The 17,712-nt window shown below is 35.5% G+C and carries 15 protein-coding genes; 10 read left to right on the plus strand and 5 right to left on the minus strand.

All coding sequences use genetic code 11. The features are described 5' to 3' along the window. Positions 1 to 25: 25 nt before the first annotated feature. The 4 genes from ACY2LT_RS09860 to purE are packed head-to-tail and all read left to right on the plus strand — an operon-like array spanning position 26 to position 2,219. Positions 26 to 319 carry a hypothetical protein gene (locus ACY2LT_RS09860; RefSeq protein WP_491815452.1) on the plus strand — a complete coding sequence of 98 codons (294 nt, stop codon included), beginning with the start codon at positions 26 to 28 and terminating at the stop codon, positions 317 to 319. A gap of 2 nt (positions 320 to 321) precedes the next feature. Then, positions 322 to 1,212, plus strand: a complete 891-nt coding sequence (locus ACY2LT_RS09865) for a T9SS type A sorting domain-containing protein (RefSeq protein WP_491815453.1) — start codon at positions 322 to 324, stop codon at positions 1,210 to 1,212. Then, a complete protein-coding gene (locus tag ACY2LT_RS09870) occupies positions 1,209 to 1,712 on the plus strand; it encodes a hypothetical protein (RefSeq protein WP_491815455.1) in 504 nt (167 codons plus the stop codon). The genes ACY2LT_RS09865 and ACY2LT_RS09870 overlap by 4 nt, the downstream gene beginning before the upstream one ends. Before the next feature lie 15 nt (positions 1,713 to 1,727). Then, a complete protein-coding gene (purE, locus tag ACY2LT_RS09875; RefSeq protein ID WP_491815457.1) occupies positions 1,728 to 2,219 on the plus strand; it encodes a 5-(carboxyamino)imidazole ribonucleotide mutase in 492 nt (163 codons plus the stop codon). Positions 2,220 to 2,223: 4 nt separating this feature from the next. Here purE and ACY2LT_RS09880 read toward each other — a convergent pair whose 3' ends face one another. The 4 genes from ACY2LT_RS09880 to ACY2LT_RS09895 are packed head-to-tail and all read right to left on the minus strand — an operon-like array spanning position 2,224 to position 7,424. Further along, positions 2,224 to 4,305 (minus strand): penicillin-binding transpeptidase domain-containing protein, encoded by a 2,082-nt coding sequence (locus tag ACY2LT_RS09880; protein WP_491815459.1) that lies wholly within the window; start codon positions 4,303 to 4,305, stop codon positions 2,224 to 2,226. Beyond that, complete coding sequence (locus ACY2LT_RS09885; protein ID WP_491815460.1) at positions 4,295 to 4,591, minus strand: FtsL-like putative cell division protein; 297 nt, start codon at positions 4,589 to 4,591, stop codon at positions 4,295 to 4,297. Before ACY2LT_RS09885 ends, ACY2LT_RS09880 begins: the two co-directional genes overlap by 11 nt. After that, entirely contained in the window at positions 4,575 to 5,780 is a 1,206-nt protein-coding gene (locus ACY2LT_RS09890) for a GumC family protein (protein ID WP_491815461.1), read from the minus strand. The genes ACY2LT_RS09885 and ACY2LT_RS09890 overlap by 17 nt, the downstream gene beginning before the upstream one ends. After that, positions 5,781 to 7,424 carry a polysaccharide biosynthesis/export family protein gene (locus tag ACY2LT_RS09895; RefSeq protein ID WP_491815462.1) on the minus strand — a complete coding sequence of 548 codons (1,644 nt, stop codon included), beginning with the start codon at positions 7,422 to 7,424 and terminating at the stop codon, positions 5,781 to 5,783. Positions 7,425 to 7,640: 216 nt separating this feature from the next. On the opposite strand from ACY2LT_RS09895, the gene ACY2LT_RS09900 reads away from it, so the two are divergent. From ACY2LT_RS09900 to ACY2LT_RS09925, 6 genes are all read left to right on the plus strand, one after another. Then, entirely contained in the window at positions 7,641 to 7,871 is a 231-nt protein-coding gene (locus ACY2LT_RS09900) for a hypothetical protein (protein ID WP_491815464.1), read from the plus strand. After that, the gene (locus ACY2LT_RS09905; protein WP_491815465.1) at positions 7,855 to 8,784 is read left to right on the plus strand and encodes a PstS family phosphate ABC transporter substrate-binding protein; all 930 of its coding nucleotides are present in this window, start codon (positions 7,855 to 7,857) and stop codon (positions 8,782 to 8,784) included. The genes ACY2LT_RS09900 and ACY2LT_RS09905 overlap by 17 nt, the downstream gene beginning before the upstream one ends. A 1-nt stretch (position 8,785) precedes the next feature. Further along, on the plus strand, positions 8,786 to 10,489 hold the full coding sequence (locus ACY2LT_RS09910) for a tetratricopeptide repeat protein (RefSeq protein WP_491815466.1): 1,704 nt from the start codon (positions 8,786 to 8,788) through the stop codon (positions 10,487 to 10,489). Between the two features lie 136 nt (positions 10,490 to 10,625). Then, entirely contained in the window at positions 10,626 to 14,945 is a 4,320-nt protein-coding gene (locus ACY2LT_RS09915; protein ID WP_491815467.1) for a PAS domain S-box protein, read from the plus strand. Between the two features lie 61 nt (positions 14,946 to 15,006). Then, positions 15,007 to 15,984, plus strand: a complete 978-nt coding sequence (locus ACY2LT_RS09920; protein ID WP_491815468.1) for a response regulator — start codon at positions 15,007 to 15,009, stop codon at positions 15,982 to 15,984. A 53-nt stretch (positions 15,985 to 16,037) separates the two neighbouring features. After that, entirely contained in the window at positions 16,038 to 16,490 is a 453-nt protein-coding gene (locus ACY2LT_RS09925; protein ID WP_491815469.1) for a LytR C-terminal domain-containing protein, read from the plus strand. 2 nt (positions 16,491 to 16,492) lie between these two features. Here ACY2LT_RS09925 and ACY2LT_RS09930 read toward each other — a convergent pair whose 3' ends face one another. After that, complete coding sequence (locus ACY2LT_RS09930) at positions 16,493 to 17,689, minus strand: glycosyltransferase (RefSeq protein WP_491815470.1); 1,197 nt, start codon at positions 17,687 to 17,689, stop codon at positions 16,493 to 16,495. Between the last annotated feature and the right edge of the window lie 23 nt (positions 17,690 to 17,712).

Genomic DNA, 17,712 nt, shown 5'->3' on the forward strand with positions numbered 1-17,712 from the left:
AAATTTTTTATACTTATTCTTCGCTTTGAAAATAATTAAAATATCCGATGCCGAAAGTTGTGCCGATGGTAATATCGGCTACGATATCTATTTTGACAATAATACTGACCAGAAATTTATCGGTTATCTTGCCAAATTAGGTAAAATGAAAATAGATAACACATTTGATATTCCTTATTTTAAAATTATTGTCAAAGGTAATTTCACCCTGAAGGGTTCGATTGGTCAGAATTTCCTCCGAATGATAGTTCCTGAAAGCATTTTCAAACAAATTATTAATGATTTCGAAAAATATATTTCGAACTATCAAAATATATAGTTATGATATTTGTTATTTTTCTGGCATTTGGCTTTGTAACTAATTTGTCATTTGCCCAAAGCAATCCTCAACCTTTCAAATTGAGTGGCTCATCTTACTATTTCAATGAATGGCGAGAAGATGTACCTGCTCGAACTTATCCTGTTTCTATGATTTTTCATACTCTCAAAAAATCCGACCCTAAAATCGACGACGAAATGACCGGCGACTGGATTTCTCCTTACAACTTGAAATCCAAGGCAAGAATTAACGGACTTGGGCAATACGGTTTCTCTTTTTTATCCACATCTTCCTCGCAAGAAGATGATGGCTATCCTGGGGCTGCTGTTCTTGCTCTTGACACCCGTAATTGTTCAGAAGTTTATCTTCGTTGGACTGCTCGCACTTATAACGTAGGGGAGAGGAACTATTTTATCCAATTGCAGTATCGAACTGATGATAAATCCAAATTCGTTAATGTATCCAATTCAATATATTCCTCTTCTCAAACAAAAGGTGATTTTAAGATTTTCGGACCCATCAAGTTGCCAGATAATTGTGCGAACAAAAACTACATCCAACTTCGATGGAAATACTGCTATGCCAATGATGCCTCATCGGGCACTCGCCCTCAGCTTGCAGTCGATGATATTTATGTTGCCGACAACCTGAACAGTTCGATAAATGATCAAATAGAAAACATTGAATTTCAATTGGTCGATAAATCACTATTCTTAACTTCAAACGATGTTTCTTCTATTGAAATTTATAATTCATTAGGTCAAATTGTTTACTCTTCAAAATTATTTCAAAATAATACAGTAATCAATCTGAATTTTTTGCTAAATGGACTATATTTCATAGTTTTGAAAAATAATGAACAAATTATTTTAAAAAAATTACTTTTGAATTGAATAAAATATTTTACATACTACTTTTCTTGTTTCTTGCAGTTTCCTGCACAAATCCTTTTGCTCCGGCTTTACTTAAAGATGCAAAAGGCGACTTCCAACTCGGCGACCAACGAACAATAGAAGGTGTATTCAAAAATTTCAGCTATGCTTATAAATACAAAGATACTGTTCTTTATGGAAAGCTTTTGCATCCCGACTTTACTTTCAACTATCGCAATTATGATAAAAATATAGACCCGACCTGGACCCGTAGCGAAGATATGATTGCTACTGCTCGGCTGTTTTCAGCAGTTCAGGACCTAAACCTTGTCTGGAATGAAATTCTTTACACGCGGGGCGATTCTCTTTTTTTAGATGTTTCTCGGAGTTTCTCTCTTACAATCACCTTTGCACCAAATGATATTTTAAATGTATTTGGAAAAGCTATCTTTTATTTGAAACGGGAAAACGCAAGCGATGAATGGAAAATCATTTTATGGCGTGATGAATCAAATTTTTAATAATAGAGGTGATATATGCTACAACTTAAACCAATAATTGGTATAGTTATGGGAAGCGATTCCGACCTCCCGACTATGCAGGCTGCCGCCGATGTTTGCGAAGAATTCGGAGTTCCTTACGAAATCAAAATTGTTTCGGCTCACCGCACCCCTGATGATATGGCTGAATACGGTCGCAGTGCCCACAACCGTGGAATTAAAGTGATAATTGCCGGTGCCGGTGGTGCTGCTCATTTACCTGGTATGATTGCATCGCACACTCCACTTCCTGTAATTGGTGTGCCTGTCCAATCAAAAGCTTTGAATGGACTTGATTCTTTATTGTCAATTGTTCAAATGCCTGCTGGTGTTCCTGTAGCTACAGTTGCCATCGGAAATGCTAAAAATGCTGGCTTGCTTGCTGTTAAAATGCTTGCTATTGCAGATCCGAAGCTTTTAGAAAAAATGATTGAGTACAAAAATAAAATGGCAGAAGAATCTCGTGCCAAAAACGATATTTTTGCTTGATAAATCAAGGGCTTGCGAATAATGTGCAGGTAAGTTCATTATTTGTGCGTTCCCAAACTTGTCGTACAACTTTACCTGAACCTCGCACCTGCACCTTTATTCCTGCCGAATGCAATATTGTAATTGCTCGTCTCAATGGCAATCCAACTACTGATGGCATTTTCTCGTTGTTTGCTTTTTCCTGCTCAGTCTCTATCTTTATTACAGTCGAACGCAAAATCCTTCTCCCGGGTTCTGGAAAAACTTGCTTGACCATTCCTTCTTTTGCTGTCGTTGAGTAACGCAATCCTAATTCTTGTAATATTTTTTCTGCTTCCGAAAATTCAAGTCCGTTAATATTCGGAACAAACACAGTGTCATTCGCATTATTTTCAATGTTTTTGACTTTTATCGAGTGGTTCTTAATAGAAAGCCATCTCATTGCAATATTTTTGAAAATTGGTGCAGCAGTTGAACCGCCATATATGCTTGTTTTCGGCTTGTCTAAAAAGACAAGAATACAAATTTCTGGATTATTAGCAGGGAAATATCCTGCAAACGATGCGTTGTAATCCGATTTCGAATAAGTCCCATCAACAAGCTGCTGGGAAGTCCCGGTTTTCCCCGCAATTTCCACTCCTTCGATTTTTGCTGCAACTCCCGTTCCTTTCTCTACTACTTCTTTTAATACATTTGTCAGAGTATGTGATGTATTTTCAGATACTACACGTCTGATTTTTTCAGGGTTGTTTTTCTTAATTAAATTTCCTTTCTCATCATATATTGCATTTATTACGTAGGGTTTCATCATTATCCCACCGTTTGCAATTGTCGCAAAAGCGTTTGCCATTTGAAGTGGAGTCGCCAATATCCCGTATCCAAATCCAATAAATCTTTTGGTTGAAACATTCATTTGTTCCGCTCTTTGTATTTTCCCGGATACTTCGCCCGGCAAATCTATCCTTGTTGGTATACCAAAGCCAAAATCTCTTATATATTTGTAAAATTTAAAATCAGGTATCTTTGCTGCAACACTCGACAAAATAATGTTGCTCGAGTGCACCAAACCTTCTCTAAATGTAGCTATGCCAAGTGGATGCACATCCTTTATCACAAAGTTCGAAAAATGCAATTCTCCTTGAAATCCGTTGTATTTATCCTCAAGCTTTGTTATGTTTTCTTCAAGTGCTGCCGCCGCTGTAACTACTTTGAATGTTGATCCGGGTTCGTAAACATCAGTGATTGAACGATTTCGCATATTTGAATTAATGTATGTAGATGGATCATTCGGGTTGAAATTTGGGTAGGTCGCCATTGCCAACACCTCACCTGTCGATGGTTTTATTGCGACAACTGTCCCGGATTCAGCAAGCGAGTTCTTTATTCCTTGCATCAATTCAAATTCAACTATCCTTTGCAAATCAATATCCAAAGTAAGTTGCACTGAATATCCGTTTGTCGGTCGTATTATTGGTAAATCTGCTGATGGTCTCAACCTGCCCAACCCATCTCTAAACATAATCATATATCCGCTTCTTCCTGTAAGAATGCTGTCATAGCTTAATTCTATTCCTGTTAGCCCGCGGTTATCTATATCAGTGCAGCCAATTATTTGTGATGCCAGAGTACCATAGTGATACTGCCGTCTTGGTTCTTCTATTAAAATTAGTCCTCTATCTTTGATATATAGCAATTCCTTTACTTTTTCTGGGGTAACGCCTCTTACAAGCCATAAAAACGAACCTTTTGCAGATGCTATCTTTTTATTTAAACTCTCTGCCGATATTCCCAAATTCTTTTCAATAATTTTCAGAATTTCTGCTTTTTTCTGCAATAAATTTGGGTCTACAGCTATTGAGTAACTCTTTACAGACGAGGCAAGCAAATTGCCATTCCTATCGTATATATTGCCTCGCTGCGAACTTAAATCTAATTTAGTTTCGTGCTGCCGCCGTGCTTTTTCTTTGTAATATGAAGCTTTTAATACTTGAAGCTGGAATAGCCGACCAATTACAATCAACAACCCTAAATTAATTACAATCATTAATAACCAGAACTTCCAGAACTTCTTTCTTCTTGTATATGTATTCTCTTCGCTATTCTTCATTTTTCAATTTAATTTTTTGAGGCACTTTCGTTGGTTTTATCATTCCTAATTTTTCTTCTGCAATCGTTGTAATTCTCGAAACGCTTTCAAGTTCAATTATTTTTGTTATTAATACTTGATTGGACGTCCGAATCTCATCATACTGCTTCTCAAGATTCTGTATCTCCGATAGCAAACTATTCACTTTAAATACATTATCAATATATGTAATGGTTATTATCGCTGATAATACAACAAGTCCAAATGTTTTCCATCTGTTAGATTTTATTTTATTGATCAGGCTCATTTCCCTTCTCTACTTTTTTGGAAAAATCCCTGAACTCTTTTAATGTAAAATACATTAGAGCTAACATAAAAGAAAGCACAAAGGACAGCAACACCATTAATTTTTTGTTTGGAGAACTTTGATAATCCGGTATATAGGCTTTATCGAGCACTTCAACAGTTGGAACATCACGATTTTCTTGTATAGCTTCCTGATGACGCTGCGTTTCAAGATACATAATAATCTGCTCGACAATTTTTTTATCTCTATATAAATTTGCGTATTCTCTTGCAAGACTTGGTATTTTATCAAAAGGGATCGAAAAACCATCAGAGCCTGTCAGTCCACCACTTTGCACTGCATTATATTGCTTACGTAGCTGATTTACTATATTTTGTTGCTGTATTAAATATGGATTGTCTTTGCTTAGTTCATTTTTTGCTACGTTAAGCTCCATCTCAGCTTTTGCCAATTGCAAACCTACTTCAATTGCTTGTTTCACAAGTGCCTGTGTTTGGTCATCAATTTTAAGAACCCTGTTGGTTCTTTGAAAATTCTCAAGTATATTGTCTATTGAATCAGACTTTCCTCTATATTTTGCTAATTCTTTCTCTATGTACATTCTTGATTTTTTTGCTGCCGATGTGTTCTTCGAGCGAACAATAATATCTAATCCTTTTACTGCTTCATCTGCAAGATTCTTTGCTAATTGTTTCGTTTCTTGCTTTTCCCGCGATGATGGGAAAAAACACGTCTTTGCAGATGTTTGGAATGCAATAAGCCCCGTTTTTTCTACATCAACTTTGAAATTTTCCTGCAAATACTCAATTAATTCATTGTGTGTCATTCCATTGTATTGTGGATATTTCTTTAGATGAAGTTCTTTTATCAGATGCTCAGTTATTGCTCTGCTTCTTAATATATCAGCTAATACTAATGATTGATTGTTCGAACTTCCCGGAATAGAGAGTCCCGAAGGCAATCCACCGGCAAAATTTTGTAGAATTCCTGATAAGCCGGTGTTTTCGCCTTGTTTTGGTGGCATAACCGTTGTGTATGTCCTGTATGTGTGTGGCATTATTAGCGAAAAAATAAATGTAACCACACATGCGATAGCCACAATTATCCAAATTCTTTTCGAGTGTTTTCTGTATATCTCGAGAAATTTGCTTATTCCAATACTTTCTGTTTTTGTTTCTGTCTCTTTCATTTACTTCTTATTTATGTTTGAAAATGCAAGCACAACCCCGGCAATCGTCAGAATTTGCGTTGCTATTGTCAGCCCTTTAGTAAACGCCTCCATAAACGTTAATTCTCTCTCAGGTGGCACGAGTATTACATCGCCGGGTTCAATAACATAATCACGTTTCTTTGCACGAAATAAACCACCACTGTGTTTATTAATCATTGTTTCGCTTTCGTCTGCTCTGTATCCAAATCCACCTGCCAACTCAATGTAATCCAAATAGTCAGCTCCAGGACGAAATGCTATCAATCCAGGCTTAGCTACTCGTCCTTGCACATTAACAAATTTCTTAATCGATGGAACTACAATTGAATCTCTATGCGTTAAATAAAAATTATCAGGAGAAGCCGGATTTTCCATTATTTTACGAAAATCTAAAGATATTACTCCTTTCCTTTCTGTTTTCCTTGATTGAAAGTATCTAAATTCGCTTTCCGACATTTCTGATGGCAACACTCTGCTTAATCTTTCCATTTCTAAATCAGGTTTTTCCAATTCATACTGACTTATGTATTCTACAAACTCAACTGCTGCTTCATCTGTAAAACCACCGGCTCTCTTTATCAAATCAGTTACTCTGTCTTTTTTCTCTTCTATTGCATAGTAACCCGGAAAATTTACCTCTCCCTTGATTACAACATAATGCAATTTCCTCCATTTAGGTATGCTCCTTACAAAAATTCTGTCTCCCGAATTCAAAGGAAAATCATTTTTTATTTTTTCAGTGCTTAATTTTTGATTTTTTAAATATGATAAATCTAGAAAACTCACTTGAAAGCCTGTTCTTTGAGCAGAATAATATTCTACAGAGTCAAGAAAAGCAGATTCTGTAAATCCAAGCCCAAACTTCAATAATGTTGATAAGCTATCCCCCTCACGATATTCAAATAATCCACTATTGACAACATCACCATACAATCCAATTATTGTTTTTTCATTTATTTCCGGCACAATTATCTTATCTCCTCCAAGCACATAAGGATTAGCTTCTTCATCGCCAAGAAAATAAAATTTCATTAAATCTACATTTTTTTGCTCACCATTGCTTCTCAGTAATATGATATTTCTCCAGGAAGATTCCCGACGCAATCCACCTGCTTTGTCTATCACCTCAGACACCCTATCTGCTGGTGTCGCTGGATAAATACCGTTCCGCACAACCAGTCCGCTTACGCTCACTTTAAACTGTCGTATCTTCTGCAAAGAAATATGTATTTCCGCTGGATTTAGCCGTTTTCTGATTAATTCCTCAATTAAAGAAATTGCTTGTGTTAATGTTTTCCCTTTCAAATCAACTTTGCCTATACCGGGAATTAGCAGAGCTCCTTCTGGAGATATACTTATCTCAAAATGCTTGGGTTTTGCAGAAATAATTGAAATTGCTAATTCATCGCCTTGTCCTAAAATGTACTTATCCGGCTCAATCTCTTTTTCTAATAATCCGGTTGCCGATTTAAGAGAAGAAAAAGCCATCTCCTTTGCAAGTGAATCACTGAATTCGTCTTTTGGCAAACGATATATGCTATAATCAATTTGTGCTGTTGAAATACAGTTAGCGAAGACAAAAATCAAATAGTATATAATACTTGTGCAAATCGTTTTTTTCATATTGCACTGCATATTAGTTAATTAATTTTACAAATTTATAAAAAAAGGAATAATAAATAAATATATTTAATTCTTACGCTTTCTGTAGAATATCTGATTATGAAAAATGATTTAATTTTTGTTCATTTATTCATACATAATAATTTTTTCGCTTTACTTAATTTATTATTAATAAAAATTTGATAAATTTGTAAGTTATAAAAATGCGGGTATTCTATGTTTTCAAAATTTGTAAATTACAGCGTGCGCATTTTAATGATAATATTGGGTATTGCCTTTATTATTTATGGTATTTGGTATAAAAACGAACTACACGATAGCACCTTAATTATCGTAATGGGGATTGTAGTAACTCTTTTTGGTGTATATCGTCTAATAATGTATAGAACACAACTTGAAAGATACAATTTTAATATTAATGAGGACGACAATGAGAATGAGAACTAAAAATATTTTGTTTGCAGCAATTTTGTTGCTTCTCTTTCTTGTCTCCTGTAACGAAAAATCTGACAACAAGGCTACTCAACGTGAATCAATGACAAGTGGCAAAATTACCGCCTACTGCGATAATACATTAACTAAACTATTCGATACTCTCTTTGCTTCTTATCGTAAGGCTTATCCTGACGTCAATCTTACTGTTAATTCTGTTTCAGCTCGCGAGGCAATGGCGAAGCTTCTCGCAGGCGAAGCTCGGGTTATCATCATTGCGAGAGATTATCTTCGGGACGAGGATTCTCTTATGAGCGTTTACAAAGTAGCTAAACACAATTACGAAGAAATTGCAGACGATGCTTTATGTTTCTTTACTCAAATCAACTCTTCTATGGATACTCTCAATTCTGAACAAATATTCAATGTTCTTACTGATAAAAGCAAAACTCTGAAATCTTACTTCCCATCTCTAAAAGATGAACCAATTTTCGCAACCTTAGAACAAAACTCATCCGTTTTTGCAAACATAAATAAATTAGTCGTTCGTAATAAACCTATACAAAGACGTTTGCAATTGTTTTCTACTGTTGATTCCTTGCTTAACTTTGTCAAAACAAACTCCAATGCTATCGGAATTGCTTATTTATCACATATTCACAGAAATTTAGATTTCAAGCCAATACCTGTTGGATATACTGATACCACTGGAAAATACATTACTCCGAAACCTGTTCATCAGGCTTATATTGTGCAAGGTTTATATCCATATATCGTAACTTATAAAGCACTTTTCTTGAATAATTTCAAAGATTTGCCTTTCTGGTTTGCTATGCATCTTTCCCGCGAGGCTTCATCGACAAAATACCTGAAAGATGCTGGTGTTGTTCCGAAATTCGCAAGATTTAATTTAATAAAAGAGGATTAATATGAAATTCAAATTATTTTTTGTGCTGCTTTTGTTCAGCTTCTCTTTCTCTTATGCTCAGCAAGCCAAGCAAAATTTCTTGTCGGCTTTGAATGAGAAAAATTATGAATTAGCAGAAAGTTTTATCCCGGCTGCTCTTGCAGAAAACCCTAAAGATTTAGATCTTCACTTGCTTTGCAACGATGTTTATCTCGAACTCGGTCGAAACGATAAAGCATTGGAAGTAATTCGCCAGGCTGAAAAAATTTCAAGCAAGCCTCCCGTTCTTAGAAAATTAGCTAACACTCTTTCTATAAATTCTTATCACTCAGAAGCAGTTAAAATTTTAAGAAAACTCACAATCGACGAAAAAAAAGAAATAAGTAACTGGTTACTTCTTGTTGATGTTTATCTTAGAGCAGATTCATTAAGCCAGGCTGAACTTGCCGTTGCTCGTGTTCTTGATATGGACAAAAATAATGTCGAAGCAAACATTAAACGTGGAGATATTTACTATCAGCAAAGAGTGTATGAGCTATCAAAAGATAGTTACGAAGCCGCTCTTTCCATCAACCCTGATTTAAACGAAGCAAGAATGAAACTTGCCCAATCTTATTATTGGCTTGGTATCCGCGAAAATGAAGCTAATCCTGATTTAGCAAATCTCTATTTTACCCGTTCATTGCAGGAATGGAACACTCTTACTCAGAAAGATCCCAAAAATGCTCGTGCTTGGTTCGAACAAGGCAAACTTTTCTTCTTCTCTAAAAATTATGTTCAGGCTGCACAATCTCTTAATAACTATATTCAGTTGCGTCCAAGCGGTTCACTTGGTCGTTGGTATCTGGCTCAATCATTGTATGAACTCGGTCGCTGCGATTCTGCTCGTTCCCACCTTCGCATAGTTGCAAATGAAATTGATACCGCCGCTGCTCGTGCCAAATTGCTTCTTGCAAGATGCTACCTTTCAGAAGGCGATTATGCACAGTCTGAAAAAACTTTCGAAGAATTGAGTGCTTCCGTATCTCTTCAAATGGAAGATGTTCGTCGTTGGGGACAGGCTGCTTTGTTTGCCGGCGACACCAACATTGCAGTTGAAAAATGGAAACAAGCAATTGAAATGAACCCAACTGAGAACTGCCAGTTAATGTATGTCCTTGGCACCTCACTTAATAAAATGAAACGATATAAGGAATCTATCGAAATTTTAAATAAAAGATTAGCAACAAACGCTTGCAACGATGATAATAACTATCTTATTCATTATTTCATTGGATTAAGCTACTTCTTCGATGGCAACTCTCAGCAGGCGATTGCACCTCTCCAAAAAGCAATCGAGCTCAACCCTGCTTTCTTGTGGTCAATGATTTATTTGGGCGATGTTTATGCCAACCTGAATGATAACGTAAAAGCAGAAGAAATGTTCTCCCGTGCTATTTCCACCGGTACCTCTGACGTTGAAAAATATAAGTCGGAGCTCAATCAGGCTTTTGCTAAACTTGCTCAAATGAAACTCGAACAGAAAAAATATAAAGACCTCGAAAAAATTGGTAAAGAATGGCTTACTGCTATGCCTGAAAATGAATTTGCTGCCTTGTTTACTGCAGTTGCGTTCCACGGACAAGGTCAAAATGAAGCAGCCTGCAGAAATTATAAACTTGTTCTGAAAATTAATCCTAATAATAAAACTGCTCGCGACAATATTAAAGCTCTTGGTTGCGAATAATCTTCCAATGCTTATCGCAAGGCTGTCTCTCATAGGCAGCCTTTTTCATTATTATAAAATTTCAGTATTTTCACGTATTGAATTTTTAGTTTTTTTGTATATATTTATATGAGTTTATTATTAGTTTTTAATTATTATGGATGCTTTTTCTACTATAGAAAATATTTTAAAGAAAATGCGCAGCGTATCCTGCCCTGATTGTCAGAAAGTCGCCAAAGAAATTGAACCAGACTTTGAAGAAATTAAAAATTATCTTATTGATATTTCCATTAGAAATAATGAGTTAAATCTAATCAGACACGAACTAGATGTTTCCCGCGACTGGTATAAATTCCTTTACGATAGTTCTCCTGTGCTTTTTTTTAATATTGATTCCGAAGGAAAAATTATCTCTGCTAATAAAAGCACTTCCACAGTTCTTGGATTACCTACACACCAGATTATTGGAAAGCATATTACTTCTTTTATTCTCTCAGATTATATTGACAACTTCTTTAATTCTTGCAACGAGGCTATCGATTTTAATGAGTCTATCCCGTGCTATATTAGAATTCAATCTGCTAATGGTTCTGTCATTAGTTTGTCTGGTGTTGTCAAAGCAATTATCAGAGATAAACAAACTGAATTTTATGCGGCATTTATTGATAATACAGAAGTTGAGCAAAATCAAAAAATCATCGAAGAGCAGCAAAAGCTCTATTCTTTTTTCTTCGAACAAGCAGCCGATGCCTTTTATTTTCTCAATGGAGATACTTATACCGATTGCAATCAGCAAGCATTGAAAATTTTTGGTCTGCAAAGCAAAAGCGATATTATCGGTAAGCATCCTTATGATTTCTCTCCTCCTTTCCAACCCGATGGCACAAGTTCAGTTGAGAAAGCTAAACTAATGATAGATATAGCTTACTCTAAAGGTGTAAATAATTTTGAATGGGTGCATCTTAATTCTAATAGCCAGTTGATTTATACAGAAGTATATCTAAAACCAATTCAGAAAGATGGATACGACCTGGTTTTTGTTACTTTAAGAGATATTACTTACAAGAAAATTGCCGAAGAACAGCAAAAATTAATCGAAGCAAACCTTTCAACCGCTATAAATTATTCACACATCGGGATTGCTCTTTTTGATATTCATAAAACAATAACAAAATATAATCAAGTCTTCATTGATGCCGTTAAATTTATTTCAGGCAACGATGTTACTGCAAAATGTGATCTGAATTCTCTTTTTATTAATGTCCCTGCTATTCTTGATAAATTTGAAAGTGCTTATAAAGGAATTTCATCAACCTTTGTATATGATGTATTAATAAAAAATACATCTATCTATTACGAAATTTCTCTTTATCCGATAAAAGTCGGCGAAGAAATTGCAGGTGCTTGTATTTTTATTAATGATATTACTCAATTCAAAGAAGCTGAAAAAATTCTTTCCAAAACAAATCTCGAATTAGAACAAACAGTTTTAGAACGAACTCTCGAAATTCAAAAGCAGTCGGAATTACTCTCCAAACTAATTGACAATGTGCCAGATTTTATTGTAGTTAAAGATATTTCAGGAAAATACATTAATTGCAACGAAGCTTACTGCAAGTTTCTAAATCTCCCAAAAAATGCGATAATCGGTAAAACTGACTACGATCTTTTTTCTAAAGATGAAGCTGATGCCTTTACCGATTTTGATAAAGCCGTTTTTGAAACAAAAACAACAGTTCGCTCGGAACAGTTACTACGCTTTTCCGATAACACTCTTCATACTTTGGACAATATCAAAACACCGTTTTTCGACCCGGAAGGAAATCCAATTGGATTAATCGGTATTGCCCGCGATATTACTGAATTCAAAAAACTTGAAGACGACATTAAACGCATAAACCACGAACTTGAATCTATTATCGAAAAACGAACAATAAAACTCCAGATGGAGATTCAAGAACGTATCCGTATTGAAGAAGAGCTCAAACGCAGTCGTGAAATTTATCGGAACTTGTTTAATAATGTACCAGTCGGAATATACCGTTCCACTCTTGATGGCAAAATTATTCTCGCCAATCCAACTCTTGTTAAAATGCTCGGTTTTGATTCAATTAATGAACTAAAAGATCGAAATTTAAATTTCGAAGGATTTCTCAGCTCATCTGAAAGACAATCTTTTCTGAACTTTATTCTTTCGAGCGATGAAGTGCAGGTTTTTGAAAGTACCTGGATAAAAAAAGATGGTTCAATTCTTAATGTTCTGGAAAAATCAAGAGTGGTTAGGGATGCAAACGGTAATGTTCTTTATATCGAAGGTACAGCCGAAGATATTTCTCAACGCAAATTGTCGGAAAAATTACAGCAAGCTGTCTATAGCATTTCCGAAGCAGCATATAATCTTGATAATCTCCAGGATCTTTATAAATTTATTCATCATTCTATTTCTCAACTCATCTTTGCCAGTAATTTCTATATTGCGATTTATGATCCTGAACGTAACGAAATACACTTCCCTTATTTTGTTGACGAAATTGATTCACCAAAGCCATCTTTCAGCGGACCTTATCCATTTGGAAATGGTTTAGTCGAATATGTAATTAATACCGGGCATTTTCAGCTTCTCGACGAAGAAAAACTGATGGAATTATCTTCAAATCGAACTATTGAAATACAGGGAGTAATTCCTAAATATTGGCTGGGTGTGCCTTTGAAAACAATTGGGAATCAAACTATTGGTGTAATCGCAGTTAAAAGCTACAATCAGGATGTCCGGTTCGACGAACTTACAAAAGATATTCTCGTGTTTGTCTCAACTCAAATTGCAATGGTTATTTATCGGAAAAAAATTGAAGAAGCTCTTAATCTTGAACGCCGCCTTCTTGCTGAACGTGTAATGGAACGCACCGAAGAACTTAGCGCCCTCAACGCAGAGCTCGAACGTGCAATCCGAACAAAAGACGAATTCCTTGCTAATATGAGCCACGAACTGCGAACTCCTCTTAATGCTATTCTCGGGCTCTCGGAAATTCTCCTTAAGCATCAGGAAATATATTCCAATGATCGTTTCCAACGTGCTCTGACTACCATTCACGATAGTGGTCATCATCTTCTAAATCTAATAAATGATATTTTAGACATTTCCAAAATAGAAGCAGGAAAATTTGAAATCTATTTGGAAGATTGTTCTGTTGAGCAAATTGCACATTCTTCTATGAACTTTATCCGGCAAATGGCTAATAAAAAAGATATTTCTCTACATCTTGATATTCAACAGGACACACCAAAAGAAATTTATGCAGATCAAATCCGCACAAAACAAGTTTTAATTAATCTTCTCAACAACGCTGTCAAATTTACTCCCAAAGGTGGTTCTGCTGGCTTATCTATTTCAGCAGAACTCGACAATAACCTCATTCATTTCGCAGTGTGGGATACTGGTATCGGTATTCGCCAAGAAGATATGAATAAACTTTTTAAACCATTTTCTCAAATTAGCAGCAATCTTTCACGTGAATACGAAGGCACTGGATTAGGGCTTACCTTAGTCGCTAAATTAACCGAAATGATGGGTGGCAGTGTTGCCGTTGAAAGTCAGTTCGGAGTTGGTAGCAAATTTACTGTTACTCTCCCGATAAAGAACAAAAACGCTTTCGATGCTTATTACGATGAGTTGCTAAACAAACAATTTTCTTATATAAAGAATGCTCTTCTTATTAATAGCTCCAAAGAAGATGCAGAACTTCTCAGGCAAGACCTCGAACGCTTTGGCATTGCGTCCGATTTTTATGATTTTGAGCAAAAAATTGAAGATACTCTCTATCAAAAAAAATATGATATTGTAATCCTTGATGTTCTTCTTTGGGACAAATCAGGTTGGGATTATTTAAAGCACATAAAATTGCACGAAGAACACAAATATATTCCCGTTGTAATCGTTTCGATATTAAAAGAAAAAACTCGCGCTATTGCTAATGGTGCAGATGGATATGTGCAAAAGCCATATAAACTTATTACCTTATATGAAACATTGAATAAGGTAGATCTGAAACTTGAAAAACAAAAGGCGAAATTACTTGTAGATTCGGAGATAAATGATATGACAAATGAAAAGATACTTATCCTCTTGGCTGAGGATAATGAAGCAAACCTTGAAACAATGGAAGCATTTTTAGAATATGCTGGTTATTCAGTGCTGGTTGCTCGAAATGGTAAAGAAGCTATCGAATCGGCTATTGAATACAAACCTGATATTATTTTGATGGATATTCAGATGCCCAAAATGGATGGTATCGAAGCTATTCGTATTTTGAAAAATGATCATAATACTTCCCATATTCCTATTATTGCTCTTACTGCACTTGCAATGCCGGGCGACCGCGACAGATGTTTTGCTGCCGGTGCTAACGATTATATCAGTAAACCTGTTAATTTCGATACGCTTGTTTCCAGTATTAATGATTTAGTTGATAAAAAATAATGTGATATTATTAATTTTGTAATTAGTGAAAAAAATATTTATACTTTTTTGAGAAAATAATATGCAAGAAAATACTAATACCAGTAATCAAAAGATTAAAGTTTTAATAGTTGATGATCAAGCTTTGGTGCTTGATATTTTAGCAAAAGGCTTAGCAAAAGATCCTATGATTGATGTTGTCGGCACTGCTACTGACGGCTACATTGCTCTTAATCAGGTTAATAGATTAAAGCCCGACGTTATCATCCTTGATATGGAAATGCCTCGTATGAACGGCATTCAGTTCCTGCATAACCTGATGCCCGTCAATCCTATCCCAACTATTGTGCTCAGTGCCTTAACAGAAAAAGATTCTCAAATAACGAAAGAAGCCTTCGAAGCAGGTGCTGTAGACTTCCAGCCTAAGCCGGGTGCCGGCGCTCGTGCTTTGCCTGAGCTGTTTTCCCAGCTGATATATAAAATTAAACTTGCATATACTCAGGATGTAAGCCATCTCAAAAAAGTTAAAAAAGAATTCAAGCTTCCAAGTAACCATCTTGATAGAACTGCCAAAACAAATCAGATTATTCTCGGTATGGGAGCTATGGATATTTCCAACGATCCTAACAAAGTTTTAAAAATATTCGCTCTTGGCTCTTGTATAGGTCTTGGATTATTTTGTCCTTCTAAAAATATTGTCGGGCTTGCCCACGTTGCTCTTCCTCAATCAAATACAGACAAAGAAAAAGCTGAAAAACTACCCGGATATTTCGCTGATACTGCTGTTGATGCCTTGTTGCAAAAAATGAATGAATTGGGCTGCCCTAAGGAAAAAATATTTGCTAAAATCGCTGGTGGTGCAAAAACTAAGATCGAACTCGGTGAGTATTTCAGCATTGGTCAACGTAATACTGTTGCCGTCAAAGCCGGACTATTGAAACGCGGCATCAAAATATTAGGCGAAGACACCGGCGATACAATCTCTCGCACCGTCTCCGTTAAAGCTGGTGATACAAAAATGCAAATTTATTTCCCTGATAAAGGCACGTGGGAAATATAATGGCACAATAATTGATAGTTCCCCTGTGATTATTTATCATTTTTGGGGGGAATATGAAAATTATATCAAACAACAAAACTGCTAATATTTTATTGCTGGTTTCTTTCAGCTTAATTGTTATTGTTATGCTTTCGTCTTTTATTAATCGGGTTATTATTTCTCCACCTGTTCAGGCTGAAATTGATAACGGAGCTAATACAAGCCAAAACGATGTCGTTATTCAGGTGAACGTTCTAAATGCCTGCGGAGAAACTGGACTTGCAGCCAAAGTAATGGAATTCTTACGCCTTCGCGGATTTGATGTAGTCGAAATTGGTAATTATCCAAAAAAAGAAGAAAAATCATTCGTTCTCGATAGGCTCGGGGATGTCCGCAGTGCAAGAAAGGTTGCTTATGCTATCGGTGTGCCTGATTCCTTGGTAGTTAGTGCTATAGATTCTACCTTGTTCGTTCGTTCAACTGTTGTTATTGGAAAAGATTTTCCGTTGCTTAAGCCATTTAATTAAGCTTAATCCAGCAATTCATCAAGAATACTATCTAATTGCTTATATATTGCTTCCCAGGAGTGCTTTTCTTCGATAAGCACTCTTGCATTTTTTATAAGTTTTGATGCAAATTCTTCATCTTTTAGTATCTTAACTGCATATCGTATCATTTCTTCTTTCGTATTGCATATTATTGCACTTTCTTCATTCTTAGCATATATTCCTTGATTGCCCGTAGGAGTTGTAATTACAGGACATCCGCTTGCCATTGCTTCTAACAATTTATTCTGAATGCCTGAGCCACCTGAATGTGGATGCAAAAATACTCTCGCACTATGCAAATAAGGCAACATATCAGGTACATCAATATGAAGCTTAATGTTTTTCTTGGTTTTGAGCGACATTACGCTGTGTGGTGGTTTTGCCCCTGCTATATGAAACTCTACTTCCGGCAATTTTGCCAATATTTCAGGTAATATCTCATTTACTATTGTATTAATCATTATCTGATTTGCCCAAACATCAAGCTTCCCAGCGAACAGTATGCCTTCCCGGTTTTTTATGTCGTTATTAAATGTATACCTGTTTAAATCAACACCATTCGATAGTAATCTGTATTCAACTCCACTGTTTAGCTTTTGCATCTCTTTTATATCGTCGTTACTTACAAATGTTACTATATCAAAATATTTAACAATTTCAGGCTCATATTTTTTTAATTTATTGTATTCCCAATGTCTTACAAATTTTTGCAGCAAACTTGTTGATTCCTTATACGAACGATATTGATAAATTGTTCTGCAATCTTCTGCCATTAATATTTTGGGAATTCTTAATTCTTTTATATACTCTGCTGTTCTCATAAAAAAAGCAATTGCAACATCAAAATTCCTTTCAGGTTGCAATTCTTCTACTGCTTTTTTGAAACTATTTGAATAATAATAATCTATCTCGAGTGGGCTTTTCGTTATAAGCTTCATCCCTGCTTTCAAACCTGCCGAAACAGGGTCGAGCGGAATTACAATTACTTTAACACCTAATTTTTCTATTTCGTTAATATAACTTTTAGGTAAATCTACACCTTGATGAAAGGTTACTAAAGTAACATCGTGATGTTTGCCCAGATATTTCAAAATATAATAAGGCTTTAGTCTATCGCCTCCAATCAATGGATATGGAAATCTTGCTGTTAAAAATAAAACTCGTAAACGTTTACTCATATTATTTTTCAATCGTTTAACAA

It is taken from the genome of Eximiradius proteiniborus (assembly GCF_058546985.1).

Coding starts and splice junctions, on each gene's coding strand:
- ACY2LT_RS09885 (WP_491815460.1), bottom strand. CDS start 4,591: ATGAGCCTGATCAATAAAATAAAATCTAACAGATGGAAAACATTTGGA.
- ACY2LT_RS09880 (WP_491815459.1), bottom strand. CDS start 4,305: ATGAAGAATAGCGAAGAGAATACATATACAAGAAGAAAGAAGTTCTGG.
- purE (WP_491815457.1), top strand. CDS start 1,728: ATGCTACAACTTAAACCAATAATTGGTATAGTTATGGGAAGCGATTCC.
- ACY2LT_RS09905 (WP_491815465.1), top strand. CDS start 7,855: ATGAGAATGAGAACTAAAAATATTTTGTTTGCAGCAATTTTGTTGCTT.
- ACY2LT_RS09930 (WP_491815470.1), bottom strand. CDS start 17,689: ATGAGTAAACGTTTACGAGTTTTATTTTTAACAGCAAGATTTCCATAT.
- ACY2LT_RS09910 (WP_491815466.1), top strand. CDS start 8,786: ATGAAATTCAAATTATTTTTTGTGCTGCTTTTGTTCAGCTTCTCTTTC.
- ACY2LT_RS09920 (WP_491815468.1), top strand. CDS start 15,007: ATGCAAGAAAATACTAATACCAGTAATCAAAAGATTAAAGTTTTAATA.
- ACY2LT_RS09915 (WP_491815467.1), top strand. CDS start 10,626: ATGGATGCTTTTTCTACTATAGAAAATATTTTAAAGAAAATGCGCAGC.
- ACY2LT_RS09890 (WP_491815461.1), bottom strand. CDS start 5,780: ATGAAAGAGACAGAAACAAAAACAGAAAGTATTGGAATAAGCAAATTT.
- ACY2LT_RS09865 (WP_491815453.1), top strand. CDS start 322: ATGATATTTGTTATTTTTCTGGCATTTGGCTTTGTAACTAATTTGTCA.
- ACY2LT_RS09900 (WP_491815464.1), top strand. CDS start 7,641: ATGTTTTCAAAATTTGTAAATTACAGCGTGCGCATTTTAATGATAATA.
- ACY2LT_RS09895 (WP_491815462.1), bottom strand. CDS start 7,424: ATGAAAAAAACGATTTGCACAAGTATTATATACTATTTGATTTTTGTC.
- ACY2LT_RS09925 (WP_491815469.1), top strand. CDS start 16,038: ATGAAAATTATATCAAACAACAAAACTGCTAATATTTTATTGCTGGTT.